General features: G+C 71.6%; 24 protein-coding genes. 8 read left to right on the forward strand and 16 right to left on the reverse strand.

Annotation, left to right across the window (positions count from 1 at the left end; all coding sequences use genetic code 11):
- Window positions 1-82 precede the first annotated feature (82 nt).
- From AB0J90_RS14140 to clpB, 9 genes are all read right to left on the reverse strand, one after another.
- Entirely contained in the window at window positions 83-1,762 is a 1,680-nt protein-coding gene (locus AB0J90_RS14140; RefSeq protein WP_363595744.1) for a polyamine aminopropyltransferase, read from the reverse strand.
- Entirely contained in the window at window positions 1,759-2,727 is a 969-nt protein-coding gene (locus tag AB0J90_RS14145) for a hypothetical protein (protein WP_363595746.1), read from the reverse strand. Before AB0J90_RS14145 ends, AB0J90_RS14140 begins: the two co-directional genes overlap by 4 nt.
- Window positions 2,727-3,149, reverse strand: a complete 423-nt coding sequence (locus AB0J90_RS14150; protein ID WP_363595748.1) for a DUF350 domain-containing protein — start codon at window positions 3,147-3,149, stop codon at window positions 2,727-2,729. Before AB0J90_RS14150 ends, AB0J90_RS14145 begins: the two co-directional genes overlap by 1 nt.
- Window positions 3,150-3,182: 33 nt before the next feature.
- The gene (locus tag AB0J90_RS14155) at window positions 3,183-3,608 is read right to left on the reverse strand and encodes a DUF4247 domain-containing protein (protein ID WP_363595750.1); all 426 of its coding nucleotides are present in this window, start codon (window positions 3,606-3,608) and stop codon (window positions 3,183-3,185) included.
- Window positions 3,605-4,174, reverse strand: coding sequence for a DUF2617 family protein (locus AB0J90_RS14160; protein WP_363595752.1), 570 nt, complete (start codon window positions 4,172-4,174; stop codon window positions 3,605-3,607). The genes AB0J90_RS14155 and AB0J90_RS14160 overlap by 4 nt, the downstream gene beginning before the upstream one ends.
- A gap of 2 nt (window positions 4,175-4,176) precedes the next feature.
- The gene (locus tag AB0J90_RS14165; RefSeq protein WP_363595754.1) at window positions 4,177-4,851 is read right to left on the reverse strand and encodes a DUF4178 domain-containing protein; all 675 of its coding nucleotides are present in this window, start codon (window positions 4,849-4,851) and stop codon (window positions 4,177-4,179) included.
- A gap of 94 nt (window positions 4,852-4,945) precedes the next feature.
- Window positions 4,946-5,806, reverse strand: a complete 861-nt coding sequence (locus AB0J90_RS14170; RefSeq protein ID WP_363595756.1) for a hypothetical protein — start codon at window positions 5,804-5,806, stop codon at window positions 4,946-4,948.
- 70 nt (window positions 5,807-5,876) lie between these two features.
- Complete coding sequence (locus tag AB0J90_RS14175; RefSeq protein ID WP_363595757.1) at window positions 5,877-6,269, reverse strand: hypothetical protein; 393 nt, start codon at window positions 6,267-6,269, stop codon at window positions 5,877-5,879.
- 94 nt (window positions 6,270-6,363) lie between these two features.
- Entirely contained in the window at window positions 6,364-8,955 is a 2,592-nt protein-coding gene (clpB, locus tag AB0J90_RS14180; protein ID WP_363595759.1) for an ATP-dependent chaperone ClpB, read from the reverse strand.
- Window positions 8,956-9,136: 181 nt separating this feature from the next.
- Here clpB and AB0J90_RS14185 point away from each other — a divergent pair, with 181 nt between their 5' ends.
- The 3 genes from AB0J90_RS14185 (at window position 9,137) to AB0J90_RS14195 (ending at window position 11,458) form a co-directional block, all read left to right on the forward strand.
- Window positions 9,137-9,637, forward strand: coding sequence for a cation:proton antiporter regulatory subunit (locus AB0J90_RS14185; RefSeq protein WP_363595761.1), 501 nt, complete (start codon window positions 9,137-9,139; stop codon window positions 9,635-9,637).
- A gap of 6 nt (window positions 9,638-9,643) precedes the next feature.
- A complete protein-coding gene (locus AB0J90_RS14190) occupies window positions 9,644-10,855 on the forward strand; it encodes a cation:proton antiporter (RefSeq protein WP_363595763.1) in 1,212 nt (403 codons plus the stop codon).
- A 171-nt stretch (window positions 10,856-11,026) separates the two neighbouring features.
- A complete protein-coding gene (locus tag AB0J90_RS14195; protein WP_326562006.1) occupies window positions 11,027-11,458 on the forward strand; it encodes a hypothetical protein in 432 nt (143 codons plus the stop codon).
- An 87-nt stretch (window positions 11,459-11,545) separates the two neighbouring features.
- Here the strand turns inward: AB0J90_RS14195 and AB0J90_RS14200 are convergent, their stop codons facing one another.
- The 6 genes from AB0J90_RS14200 to dnaK form a co-directional block, all read right to left on the reverse strand.
- Complete coding sequence (locus AB0J90_RS14200; protein WP_363595765.1) at window positions 11,546-12,397, reverse strand: hypothetical protein; 852 nt, start codon at window positions 12,395-12,397, stop codon at window positions 11,546-11,548.
- Window positions 12,394-12,741 (reverse strand): PadR family transcriptional regulator, encoded by a 348-nt coding sequence (locus AB0J90_RS14205; protein WP_363595767.1) that lies wholly within the window; start codon window positions 12,739-12,741, stop codon window positions 12,394-12,396. The genes AB0J90_RS14200 and AB0J90_RS14205 overlap by 4 nt, the downstream gene beginning before the upstream one ends.
- A gap of 299 nt (window positions 12,742-13,040) precedes the next feature.
- Window positions 13,041-13,481 carry a helix-turn-helix transcriptional regulator gene (locus AB0J90_RS14210; protein WP_363595769.1) on the reverse strand — a complete coding sequence of 147 codons (441 nt, stop codon included), beginning with the start codon at window positions 13,479-13,481 and terminating at the stop codon, window positions 13,041-13,043.
- Between the two features lie 26 nt (window positions 13,482-13,507).
- Complete coding sequence (gene dnaJ / locus AB0J90_RS14215) at window positions 13,508-14,713, reverse strand: molecular chaperone DnaJ (RefSeq protein WP_363595771.1); 1,206 nt, start codon at window positions 14,711-14,713, stop codon at window positions 13,508-13,510.
- A gap of 94 nt (window positions 14,714-14,807) precedes the next feature.
- On the reverse strand, window positions 14,808-15,650 hold the full coding sequence (grpE, locus tag AB0J90_RS14220) for a nucleotide exchange factor GrpE (protein ID WP_363595772.1): 843 nt from the start codon (window positions 15,648-15,650) through the stop codon (window positions 14,808-14,810).
- Between the two features lie 161 nt (window positions 15,651-15,811).
- Window positions 15,812-17,701: a molecular chaperone DnaK gene (gene dnaK / locus AB0J90_RS14225; protein WP_363595774.1), complete on the reverse strand. Its 1,890-nt coding sequence runs from the start codon at window positions 17,699-17,701 to the stop codon at window positions 15,812-15,814.
- 515 nt (window positions 17,702-18,216) lie between these two features.
- Between dnaK and AB0J90_RS14230 the strand changes: the two genes are divergently transcribed.
- The 4 genes from AB0J90_RS14230 to AB0J90_RS14245 are packed head-to-tail and all read left to right on the forward strand — an operon-like array spanning window position 18,217 to window position 23,308.
- Window positions 18,217-19,926, forward strand: a complete 1,710-nt coding sequence (locus tag AB0J90_RS14230; RefSeq protein WP_363596245.1) for an ABC transporter — start codon at window positions 18,217-18,219, stop codon at window positions 19,924-19,926.
- Window positions 19,923-21,626, forward strand: coding sequence for a GTPase (locus AB0J90_RS14235; protein WP_363595776.1), 1,704 nt, complete (start codon window positions 19,923-19,925; stop codon window positions 21,624-21,626). The genes AB0J90_RS14230 and AB0J90_RS14235 overlap by 4 nt, the downstream gene beginning before the upstream one ends.
- Before the next feature lie 10 nt (window positions 21,627-21,636).
- Window positions 21,637-22,071 (forward strand): hypothetical protein, encoded by a 435-nt coding sequence (locus AB0J90_RS14240; RefSeq protein ID WP_363595778.1) that lies wholly within the window; start codon window positions 21,637-21,639, stop codon window positions 22,069-22,071.
- 10 nt (window positions 22,072-22,081) lie between these two features.
- Window positions 22,082-23,308: a hypothetical protein gene (locus AB0J90_RS14245; RefSeq protein ID WP_363595780.1), complete on the forward strand. Its 1,227-nt coding sequence runs from the start codon at window positions 22,082-22,084 to the stop codon at window positions 23,306-23,308.
- A 121-nt stretch (window positions 23,309-23,429) separates the two neighbouring features.
- On the opposite strand, the gene AB0J90_RS14250 is transcribed toward AB0J90_RS14245, so the two are convergent.
- Window positions 23,430-24,026, reverse strand: a complete 597-nt coding sequence (locus AB0J90_RS14250; RefSeq protein ID WP_363595782.1) for a TetR/AcrR family transcriptional regulator — start codon at window positions 24,024-24,026, stop codon at window positions 23,430-23,432.
- Window positions 24,027-24,119: 93 nt separating this feature from the next.
- Here AB0J90_RS14250 and AB0J90_RS14255 point away from each other — a divergent pair, with 93 nt between their 5' ends.
- Window positions 24,120-25,052, forward strand: a complete 933-nt coding sequence (locus tag AB0J90_RS14255) for an SDR family oxidoreductase (RefSeq protein ID WP_363595784.1) — start codon at window positions 24,120-24,122, stop codon at window positions 25,050-25,052.
- The last annotated feature ends 11 nt before the right edge of the window (window positions 25,053-25,063 follow it).

The following is a 25,063-nucleotide window of genomic DNA, read 5'->3' on the forward strand; positions in this document are numbered from 1 at the left end:
TACCGGTCAAACCGGCGTGTCGGGCGACGCCACGCCGTCAGAACATCACCGACCGTCGATGCGAGTCGCCCTCGCGCCGGGCTCAGTAGCTGCGCCACTCCGCGCGGGCGTACTCCAGCACGCGGGGGTGGAGCAGGGTGGACGGCGGCAGGTCCTGCCGGCGGCGGTCCGGAGGGAAGTTCGCGGCCAGCCGGAGCGTGTCCGCGTCGAGGAAACGCAACGGCGGTACGTCCGACGGCAACCCCAGCGCCGGCCCGGACGGTCCCGGTGCCGCCAGCACGAAACCCCAGTCACCGAAGGACGGGACGTCCACGTGGTACGGCGTGGTGGCGAAGCCGGCAGCGCGGATCGAGGCCTCGATGCACCAGTACGACTTGGCCGCGAAGTAGGGCGAACCCGACTGGACCACCATCCGGCCACCGTCGGCCAGCACCGCGCGTACGAGCGCGTAGAACTCCACCGAGTAGAGCTTGGCCGTGGCCGTCTCGTCCGGGTCGGGCAGGTCCACCACTATCGCGTCGAACCGTTGCGCCTGCGTACGCATCCACTGGAAGGCGTCCGCGTTGACCACCCGTACGCGCGGGTCGGTGAACGCGTCGTGGTTGAGCGTACGGAGCTGCGGCTCGGTCCGGGCCAGCCGGATCACCGCAGGATCGAGTTCTACCACCGTCACCGATTCCACGTCGGGATAGCGCAGCAGCTCCCGTACGGCGAGCCCGTCGCCACCGCCGAGGACCAGCACCGACCCTCGGGTCCCGCGCAGCACCGGATGCACCAGCGCCTCGTGGTAGCGGTACTCGTCGACGGAGCTGAACTGGAGGTCCCCGTTGAGGAACAGCCGCAGGTCGGTCACGCCCTGGGAGACGAGCGGGACCGACCGGGTCAGCACGATCTCCTGGTACGGGCTGCGTTCGGCGTACACCACCGGGTCCCGGAAGAGCTGCTGCCGGGCGGTCACCTCGAAGTCGTACGCCGTCACGTAGGCGTACCCGAGGATCAGCCCGACCGCCACGGACCCGGCGGCCAGACCGACCTTGGCCCGCCGGCCCAGCTCGCGCCGGAAGACGGTGTAGACCAGCGCGAGCCCGGCCAGCGCGTTCACCACGCCGACCACGAGCACCCCGCGAAGCTGTCCGAAAACCGGCATCAACAGGAACGGGAAGGCGAGCCCGCCGAGCAAGGCACCGACGTAGTCGGCGGCGAACAGGTCGGCGACCGCGCTGCCGGCCGCCTGCGCACGGATCCGTTGCAGCAGCACCATCAGCAGCGGGATCTCCGCCCCGATCAGCAGACCGAGCAGGAACGCGGTGCCGACCAGGGCCGGGACGTACAGGTCGAGCCAGGCGAAGGCGGCGTAGAGCCCGAGCACCGACAGTCCGCCGAACAGCGCGAGGGCGAGTTCCACGGCGGCGAACGCGACCGCGGCCCGGGACTGCAACGGCTTGGCGGCGAGCGCGCCGACGCCCATCGCGAAGACCATCACCCCGAGCACGATCGACGCCTGGCCGACCGTGTCCCCGATCAGGTAGCTGCCCAGCGCAACCAGCGCCAGCTCGTAGACCAGCCCGCACGCCGCACAGACGAAAACCGCCGCCAGTACGGCCGCACGCGCTCCCCGCCAACGCGGCCGCGCGACCGCCCCGGCCGGGCCGGACGCCTCGGTCGCCTCGGTCGGGTCGGAAGCCTCGGACGCCTCGGTCGTCCGGGTCGGGTCGGTCGCCTCGGTCGTCCGGGTCGGGTTGGACAGCGGCTCGACGGTCATCGTTTCGGACCGTTCGCGCCGGCGGTGGCTGCGGTTGGCGACTTTTTCGGCCTCGTGCCGAGGCGGCGCTGGTGGCGTCGCTCGAACCAGCCGATGGCCACCAGCAGCACACTGATCAGGAGCAGGAAACCGGCACCGAGCACCTCGGTCATGCGGTCACGCCAGAAGTCGCTGCCCGCGTCCGGCAACGCGGCCGGGGCAGCCTGCGGTGACGCCGACGGATCCGGTCCGGTGGTCTGTACGGGGGCGGCCGGCGCCCCACCGGACTCGGCCACCAGCAGCGGCAGGAACACGGCCGCCCGGCAGATCGCCCAGCCCGGATCGGCCAGGAAGTCGTCGTCGGTCAGCCCGAACCGACCCAGGCCCTCGACGTAGTCGATCCCCGACAGGTCGTCCGAGCTGGTCACCCAGAACGAGGCGTAGTCACTGGCCTCGCTGCTCTCCGAGGTGTAGGTGACATCGGCGATGACCTTCATCCAGCGCGGGCACCGAGCGGGGTCGCCATCCACCGGCACGTCGTCGCCGAGGTTGGAGCCGACGCTCACCTTCGGGACGTGACCCTGAAGCTCCCACCCGTAGCAGACCTGCTGCGCCTGGTGGGCGTTGCTCAGCAGGAGGACGGTGTCGGCACGCTCGGTCGGATCGGGCGCGGGCACGGCCGTACCGCCGCCGCCGGTCTCGCCGTCCGCGCGGTCGAGCAGGATCATCCCCACGATGGCCAGCACGACGACCAGCACCAGGCCGCCGACCTTGAGCCAGGTGGCGATCCGCTTGTCCCGGGTGCCCGCGGGCCGTTTCGCCGACTGGACCCGCTTCGCTGGCGTGGTCCCCTTCGCCGGTGCGGTCCGCTTGGCCGAATCGGCCCGCTTGGCCGAATCGGCCCGCTTTGCCGGTGCGGGCGCGGCTGGCTCGGCGGGCCCGAGCGGCGGCTTCGCCTGCGGGTCCGGCCCCGAACTGTCCGCCATCAGCTGATCGCGGCGGCGATCACGGCGCCCGTGGCGAGGTGCACCACCGCCGAGACCCAGACCGCGGGATGGGGTTCCGGGTCGACCAGGATCTCACCCAGCCGGCCCGGCGTGGCCATGTCCAGCAGGAGGAACGCGCCCGCCATGATGAGCAGCCCGATCAGCCCGTACGCGGCACTGCCGACCAGGCCGGCGACGAAGTCGTCGTCGCTGGCCACGATCGCGGTGGTCACGATGATGCCGACACCGGCCAGGTTCGAGGCGAGCAGCAACGCGGCGTTGCGGTTGCGGTCCGCCCAGATCAGCTCGTGCAGCCGGCCCGGCGTGGCCATGTCGACCAGGGCGTAGCCGACGCCCATCAGCAGCACACCGACCACGCCGAACGCGAGCGTGGCCAGCAGGTCGTTGACGAGGGTGCTCAATGAGGCTCCCGAGGGGTGAGGAGGGGAAACGAACTACTTGCCGGCGCCGGGTCCGCCGCCGCGTACGGTCACGCCCCGCCCCCAGCCCCACGCGTTGCCGACCGTGGAGTGGTAGCGCGAATGCGCGGTGGAGAGGCGTTCCAGCAGGATCAGCGAGCCGCCGGCCAGCGGCAGGATCACCACCGAGTCGTCGTCGTAGCGCAGGTAGACGCCGCTGCCGTCGACGTACTGGTCGGCCGGGCGCCAGGTGTCGGTGACGTCCTTGGCCACCGCACTCGGCGTCTTGGTCGAGCTGTACGCGAGCGCCTGCGTCCCGATGTCCCGCGACGCCGCCCGGGAGTAGTGGTCCTGCACGTAGCCCCGTGGGGAGAAGCTGCCGGAGAAGATCGCGAACCCGGCGACCAGCGAACCCACCAGGGCGAACGCGGAACCGATGAAGAACCACCTGCGGTACGTCATGCCGTACTCACCACCGTCTCGGTCTCGACGAGTTCGCCACTCTGCGGATACGCGTGCCAGGTGCGCCAACCGATCGTGTTGCCGCCGTCGGGCCGGTCGGCGGTGGGGTCGCCGAGGTGCAGCCGCAGCGCGGTGATCGCCTCCGGGCCGCCGGGAAAGACCCCGATCAACGCGTACGGGTCGTCGGCGAGTTCGCGCCGCAGCACCGCCGTACGGGCCGACATCTCGGCCGGGTCCAGCCGCAGCACCCGAGCGGCGAACCGGTAACCGGTGGCCGGGTCGGCCAGTTCCGTCGGCAGCTCGGGTGACCGGCCCGGCAGGCAGGCCACCGTCTCGACCAGCTCACCCGCCGTCGGCTCCCGACCCTCGTCACCGTCACCGCCCTCGTGCCGCTGGAGCACGACCTGGTGGGAGGCGCCGAGCAGGCGCAGCCGCAGCCGTACGCCCGGTCGGTCCGGGTGGGCCAGGTCGAGTACGTGCAGCGCGGGCAGTTCCGGCGTACCGAGCGCGAGACTCAGCTCGGCGGCGGTGGTGTCGGCGTACGGGGTGTCCAGGGTGACGAGCATGTTCAGCCGGCCCGCCCCGCCGGTCCACCCTCGGTGCCGGACGTCGACTGTGGATAGACCTGCACCTCGGCGCGTTGCAGCAGCTCGCCCCGGGACGCCTCCCAGGTGGTGCTGTCGCCGTACGAGTCGAAGGAGAGCTTCGCGCCGGTCGGGTCGACGTAGTCGTGGTAGCGGGCCGTGCCGGTGGGGTCGAGCCCGGTGGTGCCGGAGGCGGTGTAGCGGGCCTGCCCGGACTCGTCGCTGGTGTACGCGCGTCCGTCGAAGTCGAGCCGCGGCGGGCCGGGTGCCGGTACGGCCTCCGTGGCCGGAACCTCGTGCCAGAGCACCATTTCCAGGTCGGGGTCCTCCTCGACCGAGAGCCAGAGCTTCGCGCCGTGCGCGTCGTCCAGCAGGTGCTCGGTCCAGCTCCAGCCGCCCTCGGTGAACCGGACCGTGCCGCGTACGCCGTACTGGGTGTGCCGGATCTCGACGATGTCGCCGGGCCGCAGTCGGCGTGGGTCACCCCGCAGCGCGTCGGCGTCGTCGTCCACCACCCGGAACGGGTCCCGTTCCTTTGCCGGCCCGGTCTGCCGGGCCTGCCGCCGTTTCGCGCGCAGGGCGAGTACGGCCACCACCACGCCTGCCACCGCGACGAGGCAACCGAGGGTTGCCACCAGGTACGCAGTCCCGCCACTCACCGGGTTCACTCCTCTCGACCTTGTTCGGGCGCCGACGGTAACAACCCCGCGCACCCGTACCCACCCATCGACGAAAACCAACCAGCGGGCACCCTCAGCCGGTCGGTTCCTTCCCCACATCACCAGCCGCACCCGACACGTCCGGCGCGATCGGGGGCTGCCACGAATATCCGGGCGGGGTGAACACCGGCACCGGGTACGGGTAGCCGGGCCAGAATGTCGGCGGTTGGTGCCACGGTCGGAAGAACCGGTTCGCCGAGGGTGTCAGCAGCAGCACCGCGACGGCCACCACCAGCCCGAACGCCAGCAGCGCCAGCAGCGGGGCGGCCATACCGAGCAGGTCCCAGACCGGATCGGTGTCGAGGTAGAGCCGGTCGTAGAACTCGGAGTCCTCGAACTGCGAGAAGTCCGGCTCGTCGGGATAGTCCGGGGCCGCACCGGGCTCCGACTCGGGCCACGGCCCGCTCGCCGTCGGCTCGTCCAGCACCGGGCCACTGAGCAGGAACCCCCCGACCATCATGCCGAATCCGACCGGTAGGCAGCAGGCCAGCAGCAGCATCAGCCCGGCCGGGACGATGGTGAGGATCCGGGCGGCGTTGCGTCCCCGCAGCAGCGGCGGTACGCAGATCGCGAGCCAGATCACGAGCACCAGCGCCGGAACCCCGGTGAACAGCAGGCCCAGGATGTTGCCGAATCGCTCGGTGCTCACCTCGGACGGATCCGGGTCGGTCAGTGCCGCGGCCCGGTCGATCTCGCCCGAGAAGTGCACCGCGGACGCGATGCCGAGCACGATCTCGGCCAGCAGCACCCCGATGACGCCCCACACCAGCCAGCCGGCCACGGTCACGGTCGCCGGCCGCGCCGGGGGCGGTGGCGGGATCGACGCGTACGGCGGGAAGGGCGGCGGACCGGGCGGCGGGAAGCCGGGTGGTGGGTACTGCCACGCGTAGCTCACCGGCGTGACGGTAGCGATCAAGGGCAGCCGGCGACAGTGGGCGAAAAGCCGTCCGCTGACGCCGTACGGATCAGCCCTGGTCGAGTTGGGCGGTGGCGTACTCGCCGACGGTCGTCTGGTCGACCAGGCAGCCGGTGTAGGTGGTGAACTCGTCCCGTTCGCCGGTCAGCGACTGCCAGGCGGCGCGGGCGGCGGGTGGGTCGAAGCGGGTGAGCAGGGTGGCGGCGTACACCTTGCCGGCGGGGGTGCCGTGCTTGAGCAGTTCGCAGATGTGCCGGCGTACCTCGTCCAGCCGGCTGGGCAGCGCCACCTCGAGCGTGTGGTACGCCTCGGTCGCCGGCAGGATCCGGCCGGCGAAACCCACTCCGCCGAACGCCACCGCGTCGGCGCTACGGAGTTGGTCCACCGCCGCCTCGATGCCGTCGCCCGAGGCGGGGGAACCCGGTGCGGGGGAATCAGCCATGTCTTTGATTCTGCCCCAATCGAGCCGTTCCGAACCCGGATCCCGGTGGAGATTGCCGCCCGTCCAGCAGCATCCCCACCGGGATCCGGGCCGATCAGCCGGCGGAGACCGTCAGCGCGTCCTTGCTCTCGGCCAGCTCCACCCGGACCACGTCACCGTCACGGATCTCACCGGCGAGCAGCGCCCGGGCCAGCCGGTCGCCGATCGCCGACTGGACCAGCCGGCGCAGCGGGCGGGCACCGTAGATCGGGTCGTACCCGTGCTGGGCCAGCCAGTCGCGGGCCGGGTCGTCGACGACCAGCGCGAGCCGCCGGTCGGCCAGCCGCCGACGCAGCCGGTCGAGCTGGATGTCCACGATGGACCGCAGGTCGTCGCCGGTCAGGGCCGCGAAGACCACGATGTCGTCGAGCCGGTTGAGGAACTCCGGCTTGAAATGGGTACGGACGACCGCGAGCACCGCGTCGCGCCGCTGCTCCTCGGTGAGGGTCGGGTCGGTGATCAGTCCCGAGCCGAGGTTCGAGGTGAGGATCAGGATCGCGTTGCGGAAGTCGACCGTGCGCCCCTGACCGTCGGTGAGCCGGCCGTCGTCGAGCACCTGGAGCAGCACGTCGAAGACGTCCGGGTGGGCCTTCTCCACCTCGTCCAACAGCACCACGGAGTACGGCCGGCGGCGCACCGCCTCGGTGAGCTGGCCGCCCTCCTCGTACCCGACGTAGCCGGGCGGGGCACCGACCAGGCGCGCCACCGAGTGCTTCTCGGCGTACTCGCTCATGTCGATGCGTACCATGGCCCGTTCGTCGTCGAAGAGGAACTCGGCCAGGGCCTTGCCCAGCTCGGTCTTGCCGACGCCGGTGGGGCCGAGGAAGAGGAAACTGCCGGTGGGTCGGTCCGGGTCGGCGACACCGGCCCGCGCCCGGCGGACCGCGTCGGCGACCGCGCCGACCGCCTCGGGCTGCCCGACGACCCGGGAGCCGAGCGACTCCTCCATCCGGAGCAGCTTGGCGGTCTCGCCTTCGAGCAGCCGGCCGGCGGGGATGCCGGTCCAGGCGGCGACCACGGCGGCGATGTCGTCGGCGCCGACCTCCTCCTTGAGCATCGCCCCGGCCGCCTGGAGTACGGCGAGTTCCGCCTCGGCCCGCGCCAGTTCGCCCTGCATGGTGGGGATGCGGCCGTAGCGCAGCTCGGCGGCCAGTTCCAGTTCGCCGTCACGCTCGGCCCGCTCGGCCTCGCCGCCGAGCCGTTCCAGCTCCTCCTTGGCGGCGGAGAGCCGGGTGATGTGCTCCTTCTCCAGCCGCCACCGGTCGCTGAGAGCGGTGAGCTGTTCGCGCTTGTCGGCCAGTTCCTTACGAAGCCGGGTCAGGCGCTCGGCGGAGGCGGCGTCCGGCTCCTTGGCCAGCGCCATCTCCTCGATTTCGAGGCGGCGTACGGCCCGCTCGATCTCGTCCACCTCGACCGGCCGGGAGTCGATCTCCATCCGGAGCCGGGAGGCGGACTCGTCCACCAGGTCGATCGCCTTGTCGGGCAGGAAGCGCTCGGTGATGTACCGGTCGGACAGCGACGCGGCGGCGACCAGTGCGGCGTCGGTGATCCGTACGCCGTGGTGCACCTCGTAGCGCTCCTTGAGCCCGCGCAGGATGCCGATGGTGTCCTCGACGGTCGGCTCGCCGACCAGCACCGGCTGGAACCGGCGCTCCAGCGCCGGGTCTTTCTCGATGTGCTCGCGGTACTCGTCCAGCGTGGTCGCGCCGACCATCCGCAGCTCGCCGCGGGCCAGCATCGGCTTGAGCATGTTGCCGGCGTCCATCGAGCCCTCGCCCTTGCCGGCGCCGACCACGGTGTGCAGCTCGTCGAGGAAGGTGATCACCTGGCCGTCGGAGCCCTTGATCTCCTCCAGCACCGACTTGAGCCGCTCCTCGAACTGGCCGCGGTACTGCGCCCCGGCCACCATCGCGCCCAGGTCGAGCGAGACCAGCTTCTTGTCCCGCAGCGACTCCGGTACGTCACCCGCGACGATCCGCTGGGCCAGGCCCTCGACGATCGCGGTCTTGCCGACGCCGGGCTCGCCGATGAGGACCGGGTTGTTCTTGGTACGCCGGGAGAGCACCTGGATCACCCGGCGGATCTCCGAGTCGCGCCCGATCACCGGGTCGATCTTGCCGGCACGGGCGCTGGCGGTCAGGTCGACGCCGTACTTCTCCAGTGCCTGGTAGGTCTGCTCGGGGTCGGCGGTGGTCACCCGGCGATCGCCACCCCGTACGGTCGGGAACGCCGCGACCAGGTCCTCCTCGGTGACACCGGCGGTCTTGAGCGCCTGGGCCACCGCGCCGCCCACCCGGGCCAGGCCGGCGAGCAGGTGCTCGGTCGAGGTGTACTCGTCGCCGAGCGGTCGGGCGATCTGTTCGGCGGCGCCGATGGCGTTGGCGAACTCGCGGGACAGGCTGGGTTCGGCGACGCTGGCGCCGCGTGCGGCGGGCAGGTTCTCCACTGCTCGGGCGGCGGCCCGACGGATGTCCGCCGGGTTGGCGCCAACGGCGCGCAGCAGGCCACCGGCGGTCGAGCCACCGGTGTCCAGCAGCGACAACAGCAGGTGCCACGGTTCGACGGTGGCGTGGCCGCGCTGGTTGGCGATGGCGACCGCGCCGGTGATGACTTCGCGGCTCTTGGTGGTGAGACGTTCGGCGTTCATGGGCTCCCCTGGATCGGCGTGTCCACTGGTGACGACACAACCAGAGTTGAGTCTATTCCGCTCAACTCTACGCTGTGACGTCGATCACTCCGGAAACCGGATTCCCGCCACCATCCCGGCCGTGATCAGCACACTTCCGGTCGCTCGCAGCTGTGTGAAGGCACACGGTAGCGTTGCTGCCGTGCGAGTACGCGTAGAACAGACCGCCCTGCCCGGGATCGGCGTGCGTCACGACATGGTGACCACGTCCGGGCGCCGGCTCGGGGTGGTCACCCATCGGAACGGTCGACGCGATCTGGTCTTCTACGATCGCGACGACCCCGACGCCTGCACGGCGGACATCCCGCTGACCGACGACGAGGCGGAGGCACTGGCCGACATCCTCGGCGCCTCGCTGATGCTGGGCCAGCTCTCCGGGCTGCGCCAGCAGGCCGCCGGACTGCTCACCGAGCAGATCTCCATCCCGGCAGGGTCACCGTACGTCGGGCGTCGACTGGGCGACACCAAGGCTCGCACCCGGACCAGCGCCTCGATCGTGGCAGTGCTGCGCGAGCGCGAGGTCATCGCCTCCCCCGATCCCTCGTTCCGCTTCGAAGCCGGCGATGTGGTGGTCGTGGTCGGTACCCGCACGGGTCTCGACGGCGTCACCGCGATCCTCGCCGACAGCGATCCGGACGGCTGATCGCGGATGCACGATCAAACAGTCCTGCTCGTCGAAGTCGGCGCGCTGCTGCTCGGGCTCGGCCTGCTCGGCCGGCTGAGCCGCCGGATCGGGCTCTCCCCGATCCCGCTCTACCTGCTGGCCGGCCTGGCCTTCGGACACGGCGGCATCCTGCCGCTCTCGGCCAGCGAGGAGTTCTTCGCCGTCGGCGCCGAGATCGGCGTGATCCTGCTGCTGGTCATGCTCGGCCTGGAATACTCGGCCAGCGAACTCGTCGGCAACCTCCGCTCGGCCGCCCCCGCCGGACTGATCGACGGGCTGCTCAACGCACTGCCCGGCGCCGCGTTCGCGCTGCTGCTCGGCTGGGGCTGGCTGTCGGCCGTGGTGCTCGCCGGCATCACCTGGGTCTCGTCGTCCGGCGTGATCGCCAAGGTCCTGGCCGACCTGGGTCGGCTCGGTAACCGGGAAACCCCGGTCATCCTCTCGATCCTGGTCATCGAGGACCTCGCGATGGCGCTCTACCTGCCGCTGGTGACCGCGCTGCTCGCCGGCATCGGGCTGTTCGGCGGGGCGCAGGCGCTGGCCATCGCGGTCGCCACGGTCATCGTGGTGCTGGTCGTCGCGATCAAGTACGGGCACGTCATCTCCCGGATGTTCGCGCCACAGGACCCGGAGGCGCTGCTGCTCGGCGTACTCGGGCTGACCCTGCTGGTGGCGGGCCTGGCAGCCGGGCTGAAGGTCTCGGCGGCGGTCGGCGCGTTCCTGGTCGGCATCGCCCTCTCCGGGCCGGTCGCACACCACGCGACCGAACTGCTCTCACCCCTGCGGGACCTGTTCGCCGCCGTCTTCTTCGTCTTCTTCGGGCTCGCCACCGACCCCGCCGACATGCCGCCGGTACTGCTGCCGGCGCTGGGGCTGGCCGTGGTCACGATGGGCACGAAGGTGCTGACCGGCTACCTGGCCGCCCGCCGGGTCGGGATAGCCCTGCCGGGCCGCTGGCGTACGGGACTCGCACTGATGCCACGCGGCGAGTTCTCGATCGTCATCGCCGGACTGGCGGTCACCTCCACCGGGGCGGCGATCGAACCGCAACTCGCCCCGCTCGCCACGGCATACGTGTTGATCACCGTGGTCAGCGGTCCGATGCTGGCTCGACTGCCGGACATGCGCTGGTTCAAGGACTGGTTGCGCCGCAAGGCTCAGGCGTCGGCGCTCAAGCCGGCACCGGCAGTCGACTGAATCGCCCCGGTACGGGGGACTCTCCGTACTTTTGGCGTAACGGCTTGATGAAATGGCACGTCAGGGTTCTTCCCCAGATCGGCGGCGGCACGCTACCGTGTCGCCGCAGCAGGTGGTGGTGTGCGCGGGACGCTGAGTGTCCCGCGCTCGCGAGAGCGGAAGGTCGGCCCGGTGAGCGTGCAGCAGACCGCGTTCCAAGGCTTCTCCAACCCGGTGGACCCGTCTCCCACCGAGTTGCGCGCATGGGCCTACCAGCCCGATTCGGTGCCGCTGCAATCCATGCCACAGGACTGGGACCTGCTGGTCTCCGGTGACCGGCTGATCACCACCCTGTTCGACCTGGCGATGGACCGGTCCTGCCCGGCCCGCCGGTTCGCCCTGCACTGCCTCTACATCTACGCGGCCGACGGCATCCGGACGAAGTTCCGTGCCCACCCGAAGCGGCGGCTGCGCAAGCTGGTCGAGCAGGCCGAGCAGGGCGGCGACGAACAGATGCAGGTCTGGGCGCACAACAGTCGGGTGCTGCTGGCCAAGCCGGAGCTGTTCAACTACCACGACTGGTGCGAGGGCGGGCTGGTCCGCCAGAACCGCCGCCTCGCCTGACCGAGCAACAGCCCTCGACGTTGCGGCCCGGAGCGGCCGGCAGCCCCCGTTGATCCTGCCGGCCGCCCCGGGTCGGACTCGGGCCCGTCAGATGCGGGCGCGGAACACGGCAACCGTGGCGCCGACCGCGATGTTGAGGACCGGCAGAGTCGCCAGGACAGCCAGGTCGATCAGCGCCCAGCTTCCCGTCGACCAGGCTCCCATTGCCACCAGGTCGCTCGCGGCGCTGCTGACGACGACGTAGAGGAAGGCGAGCCCCAACGAGATCGTGACCCGTTCATCCACAATGGACCAGATGATCGCGGCGACGGCGAGCGTCTGCCACACCGTACGGCCGGCGGTCTGGAACGCCGGTTCCTGCGCGATCGTCCCGTACCCCTGGAGCGTGACCGACACCAGCGGTACGAGCAGCATGAGGTGCAGTGACCTCGGCGCCGTCACCGCCCCGCGTCCGACGAGCGGAATCAGCAGCACTACGGCGAGCGGCAACGGCCACGACGACGAGAACTCGTAAATGCCCTGGCGGGCGACCGCGTCCAGCACGAACGCCCCGGCCGTCAGCACGGTCGCCGCAAGGTACGCCCCCCGGAAGACCGCCACCATCGCCAACACACACGCGGCGACGACGACGAGGCTCGCCCCTACCGAATGGCGCGTCATCTGCCAGAGCACGTCGCCGCCGGCCACGATCAACAACATCAAGGCAGCGGTACGCAGAGACACCCGCCAGGAATGCCCGACCGTACGGCGACCGTGTGCACCGGCCCGGACCCGGAGCGCGCCGAGGATCAGCCCGCGTACCTCCCGCCACTGCGGACGGCTCCGGTCCGGCGGGGACGAGTCCATCAACACGGCCAGCATCTCGGCGCCCCGGGCCCGCCGGTAAGCCTTGGGGTAGAGGCGCAACCAGCCCGCGTACCGTCGCTCCAGCTCGGTCATGCCAGACCCGCCGCGGGTCGTGGTGCCGGCGAGAAGGCCGTCCGGTCGGTCACGACCCTGGCCGCGGCCGCCATCGCCTCGGCTTCCGATCGCAGGGCGGCCGCCCCGTCCGGGGTGAGTCGGTAGTAGCGCCGGGCGCGACCGTTGACGATCTCCTCGTGGGTCGAAACCACGTACCCCTCGCCGGTGAGCCGGTCGAGCGCGGCATAGAGCGTGCCAGTGGCGAGCCGAACCCGCCCCCGCGACAGCTCACCGGCCCTGGTCATGATCGCGTAGCCGTGCAGCGGCTCGTCCTGCAACGCCGCCAGGATGAAGTACGTAGGTTCCCGCATCCGTGAACTCACCCACCCACCATATGCCGACGACCGACATATGCAAACCCCCCCCACCCGAAACACGCGACGATCTTGCAGTTGTGGCGGTTGACGAATGTGGATGAAACACGTGAATTGGGGCACCACAACTGCAAGATCGTCGCGGGCCCCGGGGTGGGGGGTGGGCGGGGCGGGCGGGGCGGGCGGGGCGGGCGGTACGGGCCGGGAGCCCCCGTGGATCCCGGCCCGTGCCGGCATCCTCAAGGTAGGGCAACGCCCCGCAGTTCCGGGGGGAAATGCGGGGCGTCGTGGTATCCGAACGGGCCGGGTCAGCGGGGGCGGGGGCGCCAGACGACCAGGGCGGTCGAGACCTGGTTGGTCGGTACGAGGTCGCGGCGCGGGAACGGGCCGCTGACCGCCAGGGCCTCCAGTTCGGCAACCCGCCGGTACGCGTGTTCCAGCTCGGCTTCCATCTGCGCCATCCGCTGCTGCAACTCGTCGACCAACTGCTCCAGGCCGATGATCCGCTTGATGCCGGCGAGGTTGACCCCGTCGTCCTGACTGAGTCGCTGCACCTCACGCAGCAGGGCGACGTCGCGCACGCTGTAGCGCCGCCCACCGCCGGCCGCCCGACCGGGCTGGACCAGGCCCATCCGGTCGTACTGGCGCAGCGTCTGGGGGTGCATTCCCGCCATCCGCGCCGCTACCGAGATCATCAACACCTTGGCATCGGACGACGTCTCGACCGAGATGATGATTTCCTCAGCCATCGCCACTCACCTCCGCATCACGACCACTAGTTGACTCGACGCACCCGGGCGTCGAGATGTTCCCGCCCGGCCGGAGGAGTCTGCTTGGCGAACAATTCCAACGCCTCGCGGGCCTCCGCGGAGACCTGCGCCGGCACCGTGACCTCCACGGTCACCAGCAGGTCACCCGGCTGTCCGTCACGGCGGGCAACACCCTTGCCGCGGGCCCGCAGGGTCCGGCCGCTCGGGGTGCCCGGCGGCACCCGCAGGGTCACCGCACCGTCCATGGTGGGCAGCCGCAGGTCGGTGCCGAGCACCGCCTCGGCGAAGGTGATCGGCACGGTCAGCGTGAGGTCGTCACCGCTGCGCCCGAACAGCTCGTCGTTGCGTACCTTGACCAGCACGTACAGGTCACCGGCGGAGCCGCCGCGCTCGCCCGGCTCACCGCGCCCGGCAAGCCGGATCCGCTGGCCGTCGGCCACCCCACCCGGGAACCGTACGTTCAGGGTGCGGGTCTTGGTCACCCCGCCGGTGCCGAGGCACTCGGGGCACTTCTCCTCGACCACTGTGCCGACGCCCTGGCACTCGCGGCACGGCTCGGAGAAGCTGAACGAGCCCTGGTTGCGGGTGACCACACCGGCACCGTGGCACTGCGGGCAGGCCCGCGGCTGGGTGCCGGGCTTGGCGCCGTCGCCGTGGCAGGTGTCGCAGACTCCCGGCGCGCGCAGCGTCAGGGGCAGGGTGACCCCGCGTACGGCGTCGTTGAAGTCGAGTACGACCTCCGCCTCGACGTCGCGCCCCCGAGCCGGGCCACGGGCCCGTGGCGGCGCACCGGCGGCACCGCCACCGGAGAAGATCGAGCTGAACAGGTCGGAGAATCCGGCGCCGCCGAACCGGCGGTCACCTGCACCGCCGGCACCGGCCTGACCGGCGTTGCCGAACAGGTCGGAGACGTCGAATGGGTATCCGCCGGCACCCGGCTGCCCGCTGCGGGCGTTGCGCCGGAACGCGCCCGAGCCGAACAGCGAGCGCATCTCGTCGTACTCCCGGCGTTTGCGCTCGTCGGAGAGCACGTCGTACGCCTCGGAGACGGTCTTGAACCGCTCCTCTGCCTGCGGGTCACCCGGGTTGTGGTCCGGGTGGGACTCGCGGGCGAGCTTGCGGTACGCCTTCTTGATCTCGTCGGAGGAGGCGGACTTACCCACACCCAGCGCGGCGTAGAAGTCCTTCTCCAGCCAGTCCTTGGAACTCATCTGTCGTCCACCCCCTTCCTCGCGTCGTGATCGGGGCGTACCGCGTCCGCCTCAGCGGCCCCCGGTACGCCCCGATCATGACAGTCGAATCCAACTACTCCGGATCGGCGACGGCGACCAGCGCGGGGCGCAACAGCTTCTCGCCGAGCTGGTAGCCCCGACGCATCACCGAGACACAGGTGGGCTCGGTGACCTCGGCCGAGGTCTGGTGCGCCACCGCCTCGTGCCGGGTCGGGTCGAACGGGTCGCCCTTCTCCCCGAAGGGGGTCAGGCCGAACCTGGTCAGTGCCGTGTTGAGCTGCTCGGCCACGGTGCCGAACGGCCCGACCAGGTCGCCGTGTTCGCGTGCCCGGTCCAGATCGTCCAGTACGGGCAACAGCGCGGTCAGCACCTGCCCGGTGGTCTGCTCGGCTGCCAGCCCCCGGTCCCGGTCCACCCGCTTGCGGTAGTTGGCGTACTCCGCCGACACCCGCTGAAGGTCCCGGGTCCGCTCTTCGAGCTCGCCGCGCAGTGCCTCCAACTCGGCGCCCAGCGGGCCGGGAGAGCCGCTGACCGGCTTTGCCGGTGCGTCCACCACGGCGCCCTCCGGGCCGCTCGGCTGGTCCAGCTTCGGCACCCGCGCCTTGCCGTCGCCGAGTTCGACCTCGACCTCGGCGTCCTCGACCAACTCGTCCAGGATCGGGGTGTCCGGCTCGCCGACCAGTTCCTCGCCGTCCTCCGACTCGTCCGGTTGTCCCGGCTCGACCCCGTTCACCTGCGCCTCGGCCTGCGCCGCATCGGCGTCGTCGGTGGCCGGCTCAGACCCGTTGTCGTGCCGATCGATCTTCCGCTTGTCCCGGATGACAACCCGCTCGCCAGCCTGCTCCTGCGCCGGGCCGGAGCCACCCGGCGTCGACCCGGTGGTCTCCGGGTCGGCGGCTTGTGGCTTCTCCGTCATGACTTCTCCTCGCTCCGCTCGTCCAGATCCCGGTCCGTCGGACCGAGCTGGGCGATCACCCTGCGCTGTTCGGCCACGCGACTACCTCGCGCCGATCAGCGCCGAAGGCAGCGCCGGTCCCGGCCGCGCGGTGGCGGCCGGGCCGGCGTGGTGGCGACGGGTCACTTCTTGTCGTCCTCGTCGACGATCTCGGCGTCCACGACGTCGTCCGGACCGCCGGCCGGCTTGCCGGTCGGGCCGGCACCGGTCGCGCCGGCACCCGCGCCCGCGGCGCCGGGCTGCTCGCCCTGCTCCGCCTGCTGGGTGTAGAGCAGCGAGCCGGCCTGCTGGGAGACCGTGGCCAGCTTCTCGTGCGCCGACTTGATCGCCTCCAGGTCGGTGCCGCCGAGCGCGCTGCGCAGGTCGCCGAGGGCCTCGTTGATCTGGTCGCGGGACTCGCCGGGGAGCTTGTCGCCGCTCTCGGCCAGGAACTTCTCGGTCTGCCACTGGAGCTGCTCGGCGACGTTGCGGGTCTCCGCCTCCTCGCGGCGGCGCTTGTCGTCGTCGGCGTGGTCCTGGGCGTCGCGCATCATCCGCTCGATGTCGTCCTTCGGCAGCGCCGAGCCGCCGGTGATCGTCATCGACTGCTCCTTGCCGGTGCCGAGGTCCTTCGCGTTGACGTGCACGATGCCGTTGGCGTCGATGTCGAAGGTGACCTCGACCTGCGGCACGCCGCGCGGTGCCGGCGGCAGCCCGGTCAGCTCGAAGGTGCCGAGCTTCTTGTTGTAGGACGCGATCTCGCGCTCACCCTGGAAGACCTGGATCAGCACCGACGGCTGGTTGTCGTCCGCCGTGGTGAAGACCTCGGAGCGCTTGGTCGGGATGGTCGTGTTGCGCTCGATCAGCTTGGTGAAGATGCCGCCCTTGGTCTCGATGCCCAGGCTCAGCGGGGTCACGTCGAGCAGCAGGACGTCCTTGACCTCGCCCTTGAGCACACCGGCCTGCAGCGCCGCACCGACCGCGACGACCTCGTCCGGGTTGACGCCCTTGTTCGGGTCCCGGCCGATGAGCTGCTTGACCAGCTCGGAGACGGCCGGCATACGGGTGGAGCCACCGACCAGGATCACGTGGTCGACGTCGGCGACCTTGACGCCGGCATCCTTGATCGCCTGCTCGAACGGGCCCTTGGTGCGGTCCAGCAGGTCCTGCGTCATGCGCTGGAACTCGGCCCGGGTCAGGGTCGCGTCGAGGTGCAGCGGGGCCGACGGGGCACCGTCGGTGGCCGCCGGACCGGCGGTGATGTACGGCAGGTTGATGCTGGTGGTGGTCGCCGCGGACAGCTCGATCTTGGCCTTCTCGGCCGCCTCGCGGAGCCGCTGCATCGCCATCTTGTCCTGGGACAGGTCGACGCCGTGCTGGCCCCGGAAGGTCTTGACCAGGTGGTCGATGATCCGCTCGTCCCAGTCGTCGCCGCCCAGGTGGTTGTCACCGCTGGTCGACTTGACCTCGACCACGCCCTCGGCCAGTTCCAGCAGCGACACGTCGAAGGTGCCGCCACCGAGGTCGAAGACCAGTACGGTCTGCTCCTTGGAGCCCTTGTCCAGCCCGTAGGCCAACGCCGCCGCGGTCGGCTCGTTCACGATCCGCAGTACGTTGAAGCCGGCGATCTCACCGGCCTCCTTGGTGGCCTGCCGCTGGGCGTCGTTGAAGTACGCCGGAACGGTGATCACCGCGTCGGTGATCCGCTCGCCCAGGTATGCCTCCGCGTCCCGCTTGAGCTTCATCAGCGTGCGCGCCGAGATCTCCTGCGGGGTGTACTTCTTGCCGTCGATGTCTACCGACCAGTTGGTGCCGACCTCCCGCTTGACCGACCGGATGGTCCGGTCCGGGTTGGTCACCGCCTGGCGCTTGGCGACCTCACCGACGAGCACCTCACCGTTACGGGCGAACGCGACGATCGAAGGAGTCGTCCGCGAGCCCTCGGCGTTCGCGATGACGGTAGGCTCACCGCCTTCGAGAACGCTGACGCAGGAGTTCGTCGTGCCGAGGTCGATGCCGACCGCACGTGCCATCTTTGCTTCCTCGCTTCGTTACTAGGCAGGTGACGGGCACCGCCCGCAGCACACCCACCGCAAGTTGAGTGGACCGGACTCAATAGTGCCACGATGATCCCAGGCGTCAAGTTGGAGTTGAGTCACATCCACGCAACCTCGGCCGATCGGCCCGCTGAGCAGGGCCGAATGCCGGCCGTCACCACATTGGTACCGCCGGACCGACATGGGTGCCTGTTGTCTGTCTTGCATGCATCAGGCAGGCTTTACCCGTGACGACGCACGGCGATCCCGCCAGCGGTCCCGGCGCGCCCGCCATCGTGGAGAAACCTCCCACAATATCCGAATCTTCCTCACCGCCGCCCCCTGAGCGGGCCCCTGCGGAGCAACCGATCGCCGGGACCGGCGACACCGGGCCCGCCGGAGGGCGTACCGGGGCCGCGGTGCCCGAAGGCACCCATCGGGCACCTGTGGTGCACGAGGTGACCTGGCGGGCAGCCGACGGTCCAGAGGTCGCGGAAAGCACCGAACCCGACCTGCGACCCGCGCTGGCGCAACTGCGTACGGCGATCACCGAGACGACGTACCCGCTGGTCCTGCCGTCGGCCGACGAGGCCCGGCAGGTCGGCGCGGCGGTGGCCGCGCAACTCGACGACTACCTGCTGCCACGCCTGGCCCGGCTCGACGCACCGCTGCTCGTGGTCGTCGGCGGCTCCACCGGCGCCGGCAAGTCGACCCTGGTCAACAGCCTGGTCCAGGCGCGGGTCAGCGCCACCGGAGTGCTCCGGCCGACCACCAGGGCACCCGTCCTGGTCTGCAACCCGAGCGACCTGGCCTGGTTCCGGCAGGGCGAACTGCTGCCCGGCCTGACCCGTACGACCGACGCCAGTGACGACCCCGGCACGCTGCAGCTCATCGCGGCGCCGGCCCTCGCCCCCGGCCTGGCCTTCCTCGACGCACCCGACATCGACTCGGTGGTCGACGCCAACCGGGCCCTCGCCTCGCAGTTGCTCGCCGCCGCCGACCTGTGGCTCTTCGTCACCACCGCCGCCCGGTACGCCGACGCCGTCCCGTGGGAACTGCTGCGCACCGCCCGGCTGCGCGGCACCGTGATCGCCCTGGTGCTCGACCGGGTGCCACGCGAGGCCGCCGACGAGGTGGCCGACCACCTCACCGAGATGCTCACCGAACAGAAGCTGGGCGCGGCGCCGCTGTTCGTGCTCCCCGAGACCCCGGTCGACGGGCAGGGCCTGCTGCCGGAGCGGTACACCGCGCCGCTGCGCTCCTGGTTCGCCCGGCTGGCCGGCGACGCCGACGCCCGAGCCGCGGTGGTCCGGCAGACCCTCGACGGCGCGCTGAGCGCGCTGCGGCCGGCGGTCGCCAGCCTGGCCACCGCCGCCGACGACCAGGCGGAGACCGCCGACGACCTCGCCGAACGCGCCCGCGCCGCCTACCGGGGCGCCCGGCGTACGGTCGAGCACGGTCTCCAGGACGGCCGGCTGCTCCGCGGCGAGGTGCTCAACCGCTGGCAGGAGTTCGTCGGCACCGGTGAACTGTTCCGCACCCTGGAGGCGCGGATCGGCCGGCTCCGTGACCGGGTCGTCGCCGCGGTCACCGGGCGCCCCGCGCCGGGCCGGCAACTCCAGAACGCGATCGAGTCCCAACTGGTCAACCTGCTGCGCGGAGTCGCCGCCGAGGCCGCCGAGGGCGCGTACAACGCCTGGCACACCCATCCCTCGGGGGCTGCGTTGCTCACCCCGGCCCTCGGCCGTCCCGGTGTGGACCTGCCGGACCGGGCCGAGCGGCTGATCCGGGACTGGCAGCGCGGCGTACTCGAGCTGGTCCGGGCCGAGGCCGGTGACAAGCGCTTCGTCGCCCGTACCGCCGCGTACGCGGTCAACGCGATGGGGCTCGCGGTCATGGTGGCGGTCTTCGCCTCGACCGCCTTCATCCCGACTGGGTTGGAGGTCGCCGCGGCCGGCGGCACCACCGTCGCCGCACAGAAGGTGCTCGAAGCGATCTTCGGTGACCAGGCCATCCGTACGCTGGCCGCCCGCGCCCGACGCGACCTGCTGGTCCTGGTCGACCGGCTGCTGGACGAGGAGATGGCCCGCTACCTCGACCAGCTCGCGACCGTCGAGGTCGGCGCGGAACCCGGCGCCCGGCTGCGCGCCGCTGCCGAGGCGGTCGAACGCGCCCGGGCCCGAACCGGCCTCACCACCGGCGGCCCGGAGGGAGCCCGGTGAGCAACCTCGCGGGCAAGGTACGCGACGCGCTGCGCGGCGGCCGGCTGATCGACGCCGACCGGCTGCTGAACCGACTGGAGGCGATCGACCGGTTCCGCCGTGCGGTCGACGGGCTGCTGCCGGAGAAGCGCCTCGGCGCCGCGCACACCCTGGTCGAACGGGCCGAAGCCCGGCTCGCCCTGTCCCGGGACCACACCGTGGTCGCGCTCGCCGGTGCCACCGGCAGCGGAAAGTCGAGCCTGTTCAACGCGCTCGCCCGGTGGGAGATGTCCCCGGTCGGGGTACGCCGGCCGACCACCGGCGTCACCCACGCCTGCGTCTGGGGACCCCTGACCGGCGCCGCCAAGCTGCTCGACTGGGTCGGCGTGCTCCCCCGCCACCGGTTCGTACGGGAAAGCGCGCTCGACGGCGACGACGAGCTGGCGCTGCACGGCCTGGTCCTGCTCGACCTGCCCGACTTCGACTCGGTCCAGTGGGCGCACCGAGCCGAGGTGGACCGGCTGCTCGGCCTGGTCGACCTCGTCGTCTGGGTGGTCGACCCGCAGAAGTACGCCGACCGGGTGGTGCACGCCAACTACCTGCGCGACTTCAAACGGCACCAGGACGTCACCGTGGTGGTGCTCAACCAGTCCGACCGGCTACCGCCGGCCGACGTGCCCCGGGTGGTCGCCGACCTGCGCCAGATCCTCGCCCGGGACGAGCTCGACCAGGTGCCGGTGCTGGCCACCTCGACCCTCAACCAGGCCGGCATCGCCGACCTGCGGGCCACCCTCGAACGTACGGTCGCCGAGCGGCAGGCGGCGCTGAGCCGGCTCTCCGCCGACGTGGACGTGGTAGTCGACGAACTCGCCGAGCTGATGGGCCCACCGGCGAACGAGAACGACATCGACCGGCGGACGATCCGACGGCTCACCGAGGCGCTCGCCGGCTCGGCCGGGGTGCCGGCGGTGGCCGAGGCGACCCGTCGGGCGTACGTGCACCGGGCCGCCAGTGCCACCGGTTGGCCGGTCGTACGCGGCTGGCGCCGGCTGCGTCCCGATCCGCTGCGGCGGCTGCACCTGCCCGGTCCCGGGCGGGACGACACCCCGGCCGTCGATTCCGGCATCGGCTCCACCCCGGTCGGTGTCACCTCGCTGCCCGACCCGACCGCTGCCCAGCGGGCCGCCGTCGGGCTGGCCGTACGGGCGATCGCCGACCAGTCCGGGGCCGCGCTCCCCGACCCGTGGACGGCGGCGGTGACCGCGGCGGCCCGGTCCCGCCTCAACGACCTGCCGGACGCGCTCGACCGGGCGGTGGCCGGCACCGACCTCGGCATGGGGCGCAGCCCGGTGTGGTGGCGGATCGTCGGCGGGGTGCAGTGGCTGGCCATCCTGGCCGCGTTGGCCGGGCTCGGCTGGTTGGTGCTCGGGTACGCCCTGCGCGCGCTGGGTCTACCGCCGCTGGACTACCCGACCGTCGGGGTGGTGCCGATGCCGACCGTGCTGCTGCTCGGCGGCCTGCTGCTCGGGGTGGTGGTCGCCCTGCTGGTCAAGCCGATCATCGGGTTCGCGGCGCGGCGGGCCGGCGGACGGGCCGAGGAGCGGCTGCACTCTGCCGTCTCCGAGGTGGGCAAGGAACTCGTCGTCGCGCCCGTACGCGAGGTGCTGCGCCGGTACGCCCAGGCCCGCGAGGCGCTCGCCATGGCCACCGCCACCCGGTGAGCCGGCCGCGATGGGCCCCGTACCGGTGAACCGCTGGGCGGGGCCGCTGCTGCGTGCCGGTCTGGTCCTGCTCGGTGCGCTGCACGTGTCGTGGGGCATTCCCGCGGTGGCCGCCCCGCGCTGGTTCTTCGACCACTTTCCCGGTTTCGGGCAGACCTGGACGGCCGCGTACCCGCCGTTCAACGTGCACCTGATGACCGACGTCGGGGCGGCGTTCCTGACCCTGGGCGCACTGCTGCTCGCCGCCGCCTGGTTGGCCGACCAACGGGTGACCAGGGTGGTACTCGGCGGGGTGCTGCTCTTCTCCGGCATACACCTGGCCTTCCACCTGTCCCATCGCGGGACGCTGGCCGGTGGCGGGCTGGTCGCCAGCCTCGTCTCGCTCGCTCTGGGCGTACTCGCGCCGGGCGCGCTGCTGGTACTCACGAGGTGGCCGCGGGCGTAGGGTCGGAACCATGGCGACGCCTCAAACCCCCTACGACGCGGTGCTGCACGCCGCCCGCGACGTAACCAAGCTGGACTGCGCACTGGATGCCGAAATGCTCGGCGCGGCACTTCTGGGCAGTGTCTACGCGATCGCCGACGAAGACCGCAGCACGGCCGTACGCGAGTTCGTGGGCGGTTTCCTCGCCGCGACCTCGCGACGCCGGACGGCCGCCGCGACCACCATCCGGAACGTGTTCGCCACCCTGGTGCCGGACGCCGAGGGCGCGGCCACGGTCAAGCAGGGCGCAACCGCGCCGTCGTGGTCGGGCCAGTTGGGCAAGGTCCGGCTCACCGGCAGCTACGCCTACGGCGACGTGTACGGCGACCAGACGTCCTACCTCGCCACCTTCGCGTACGACGACGGTGAGGCGGGCGGGCCGGAGCATGCGGTGGTGGCCCTGGTCGACCACAACATCGGGATCACCAAGGACGTCTTCGTCGGCGGCCCGGCCGAGCGCATCCTCGGTCAGGTCCGCGAGATGTGCGCCAACGACGAGCTGACCTGGTTCCGGGAGGAGGAACCGCGCCGGTTGCGCCGCGAGGTGGACCGCTACCTGGCGGTGACCGACGAACTCGGTGACCTGCCGGCGGAGGGCTCCCTCGCCACCGACCGGGCCCTGGTCGGCGCCCGGTTGGCGCTGCTGCCGGCGTCGGTGCTGACGGCGGTGCCGGACGAGCCCGAGCCGCTCTCGTCGGAGCAGCGCTCGGCGCTGGTCCGGGCGTTCCTCGACTCGCCGGAGGCGGCCCGGTTCGGGCTGTCCGACGTGCCGGAGGCCGACCTGCCCTCGCTGCACTTCTGCCTCAGCCTGGTGCTGGACCACTCGGCGAGCTTCCCGGACGCGGACCCGATGCGGTGGAGTCCGGCGGTCGCCGGCCTCTTCCTGCTCGACTGGGTCCATCGCCGCGCGGTGCTCGACATGGACGACGCGGCCATGCTGCCCCGCGCGGTACGCGCCTGGGCCGCCTATGCCGCCCGTCGTCGTGGCCTGCCGGAGTCGGCGGTGCCGCAGACGGACCAGGCCATCGAGGAGATGGTGCCGGAGTTCGCCCGGCTCTACAGCACCGGCGAGCGGCGCAGCCCGGCGACGGCGGCGGTGGCGCAGCTGATGGCGGACGGGGTGGACCCGGACGACCCGGACGCGCTCGACGCCTGGATCGAGGCGAACCGCCAGCGCCTCGGCGAGGAACCGGCCTAGCCGGCCCGGACAACGGGTACGGGGCGGCGCGTCTGCGTCGCCCCGTACCCGTACCAGGCCGCGGTTGGGCGCGAACGTGCTGGTGCGGGTGCTCGTCCGTCGGTTTCCCGATTAGGGCCGCTCAGCGGGGCTGGGTGCCGCTCTGTGGCGGCGGGCGGTGTTCGAGGGTCGCCAGGAAGCTCTCGGCCGCGTCCTGGACGCGGTCCTGGTCGCCGGTGGCGAGCAGGTCGAGCAGCAGCCCGCGGATCGTGGCGATGACCAGGGTTGCGGTGCGGGTCGCTGTCGCCGCGTCGGTGTCCGGTCCTTGCGCGTCGACAAGGGCGCTCATCCAGTCGGCCACGACGCGGTCGAGGAACTCCGCGAACTGTCGCGGCGCCTGTAGCGCGCGTCCGTAGACCGCGAAGAACAGTCGGAACTCCGCCCACTGAAGCGGGTCGGAGGTACGGGTCCAGACCGCGCGTGCGGCGGCGGCCAGGTCTGGCTGGTCGCCGACGGCATCGCTCGTGGCCGCGAATGCGCGCTCCCGCAGCCGCCCGAGTATGGCCTCGAGCATCTGCTCCTTGGTGCCGAAGTGGTGCACCAGCGTCGTGGTCGACACCCCGAGGGCGCGGGCCACCGGGCGCCACGACAGGTCGGCGAAGCCGTGCTCTATCGCGTATTCGACCGCGGCGTCGAGCAGGTCGGCCCGCCGCTGGTGATTGACCGGGCGTCCCGTCATGGCTGCCTCGTGATCCCTCTCGCATTGCGGTTTCTAGAACGACCGTACTACATTCGTTTCTCGTACGATCGTTCTAGGATCTCGGAGGTCCTCATGCGTGTGTTCGTCACCGGAGCGTCGGGCTGGGTCGGTCGAGGGCTCGTCCCCGACCTGATCGCCGCCGGCCACGAGGTCACCGGGCTGGCCCGCTCGGACGCGGCGGCCAAGTCCCTGCGGGAGATGGGGGCCGAGGTCCACCCGGGATCGCTCGACGATCTCGGCGCCCTGCGCGCCGCGGCCGACTCCGCCGACGGCGTCGTCCACCTGGCGTTCAAGCACGACATGTTCTTCGCCGGTGACTTCGCCGGCGCCACCGACGCCGACCGCGCGGCGATCGACACCTTCGGCGAAGCCCTCGCCGGCACCGGCAAGCCGTTCGTCATGGCCTCCGGCATGCTCGGCGTACTCGGGCTGCCGTCCGGTGTCGTCGCCACCGAACGCGACGGACTGGACCCGGACGCCGGCAGCACGGGCCCGATCAGCGGCGCCGCCGGACGGATGGCGAACGCCCGCCGAGCACTCGCGCTCGCCGAGCACGGAGTCCGCTCCTCGCTCGTGCGGCTCCCACCCGCCACCCACGGCATGGGCGACAACGGCTTCACCACCACCGCGATCGGCTTCGCACGCCAGAAGGGCGCCGCCGCGTACGTCGGCGACGGCGACAACCGCTGGCCCGCCGTCCACCGCGACGACGCCGCGCGACTGTTCCGCCTCGCGGTCGAGTCCGCCCCGGCCGGCTCGGTCCTGCACGCGGTCGGCGACGAGGGCGTGCCGATCCGTACGGTCGCCGAGACCCTCGCCGCACAACTGCACGTTCCCGCGGTCTCGGTCAGCGCCGAGGAAGCCGGCGACTACGTCGGCTGGCTCGGCGGCCTCTGGACAGTCGACGGGCCCGCATCGGCACAGATCACCCGCGACCTGCTCGGCTGGCGACCTACCGGCCCCGGACTGATCGCCGACCTCCAGCAGGGGCACTACTTCTCCTAGGCGCGAAGCCC

Origin of the sequence: Micromonospora sp. NPDC049523 (assembly GCF_040676775.1) — a bacterium.
In the GTDB taxonomy this organism is placed as follows: Bacteria; Actinomycetota; Actinomycetes; order Mycobacteriales; family Micromonosporaceae; genus Micromonospora_G.

Excerpts from the sequence above, each read along its gene's own strand:
- AB0J90_RS14140 (WP_363595744.1), bottom strand. The coding sequence starts at position 1,762 with ATGACCGTCGAGCCGCTGTCCAACCCGACCCGGACGACCGAGGCGACC.
- AB0J90_RS14145 (WP_363595746.1), bottom strand. The coding sequence starts at position 2,727 with ATGGCGGACAGTTCGGGGCCGGACCCGCAGGCGAAGCCGCCGCTCGGG.
- AB0J90_RS14155 (WP_363595750.1), bottom strand. The coding sequence starts at position 3,608 with ATGACGTACCGCAGGTGGTTCTTCATCGGTTCCGCGTTCGCCCTGGTG.
- AB0J90_RS14160 (WP_363595752.1), bottom strand. The coding sequence starts at position 4,174 with ATGCTCGTCACCCTGGACACCCCGTACGCCGACACCACCGCCGCCGAG.
- AB0J90_RS14175 (WP_363595757.1), bottom strand. The coding sequence starts at position 6,269 with ATGGCTGATTCCCCCGCACCGGGTTCCCCCGCCTCGGGCGACGGCATC.
- clpB (WP_363595759.1), bottom strand. The coding sequence starts at position 8,955 with ATGAACGCCGAACGTCTCACCACCAAGAGCCGCGAAGTCATCACCGGC.
- AB0J90_RS14190 (WP_363595763.1), top strand. The coding sequence starts at position 9,644 with ATGCACGATCAAACAGTCCTGCTCGTCGAAGTCGGCGCGCTGCTGCTC.
- AB0J90_RS14200 (WP_363595765.1), bottom strand. The coding sequence starts at position 12,397 with ATGACCGAGCTGGAGCGACGGTACGCGGGCTGGTTGCGCCTCTACCCC.
- AB0J90_RS14210 (WP_363595769.1), bottom strand. The coding sequence starts at position 13,481 with ATGGCTGAGGAAATCATCATCTCGGTCGAGACGTCGTCCGATGCCAAG.
- dnaJ (WP_363595771.1), bottom strand. The coding sequence starts at position 14,713 with ATGAGTTCCAAGGACTGGCTGGAGAAGGACTTCTACGCCGCGCTGGGT.
- grpE (WP_363595772.1), bottom strand. The coding sequence starts at position 15,650 with ATGACGGAGAAGCCACAAGCCGCCGACCCGGAGACCACCGGGTCGACG.
- dnaK (WP_363595774.1), bottom strand. The coding sequence starts at position 17,701 with ATGGCACGTGCGGTCGGCATCGACCTCGGCACGACGAACTCCTGCGTC.
- AB0J90_RS14240 (WP_363595778.1), top strand. The coding sequence starts at position 21,637 with ATGGGCCCCGTACCGGTGAACCGCTGGGCGGGGCCGCTGCTGCGTGCC.
- AB0J90_RS14245 (WP_363595780.1), top strand. The coding sequence starts at position 22,082 with ATGGCGACGCCTCAAACCCCCTACGACGCGGTGCTGCACGCCGCCCGC.
- AB0J90_RS14250 (WP_363595782.1), bottom strand. The coding sequence starts at position 24,026 with ATGACGGGACGCCCGGTCAATCACCAGCGGCGGGCCGACCTGCTCGAC.
- AB0J90_RS14255 (WP_363595784.1), top strand. The coding sequence starts at position 24,120 with ATGCGTGTGTTCGTCACCGGAGCGTCGGGCTGGGTCGGTCGAGGGCTC.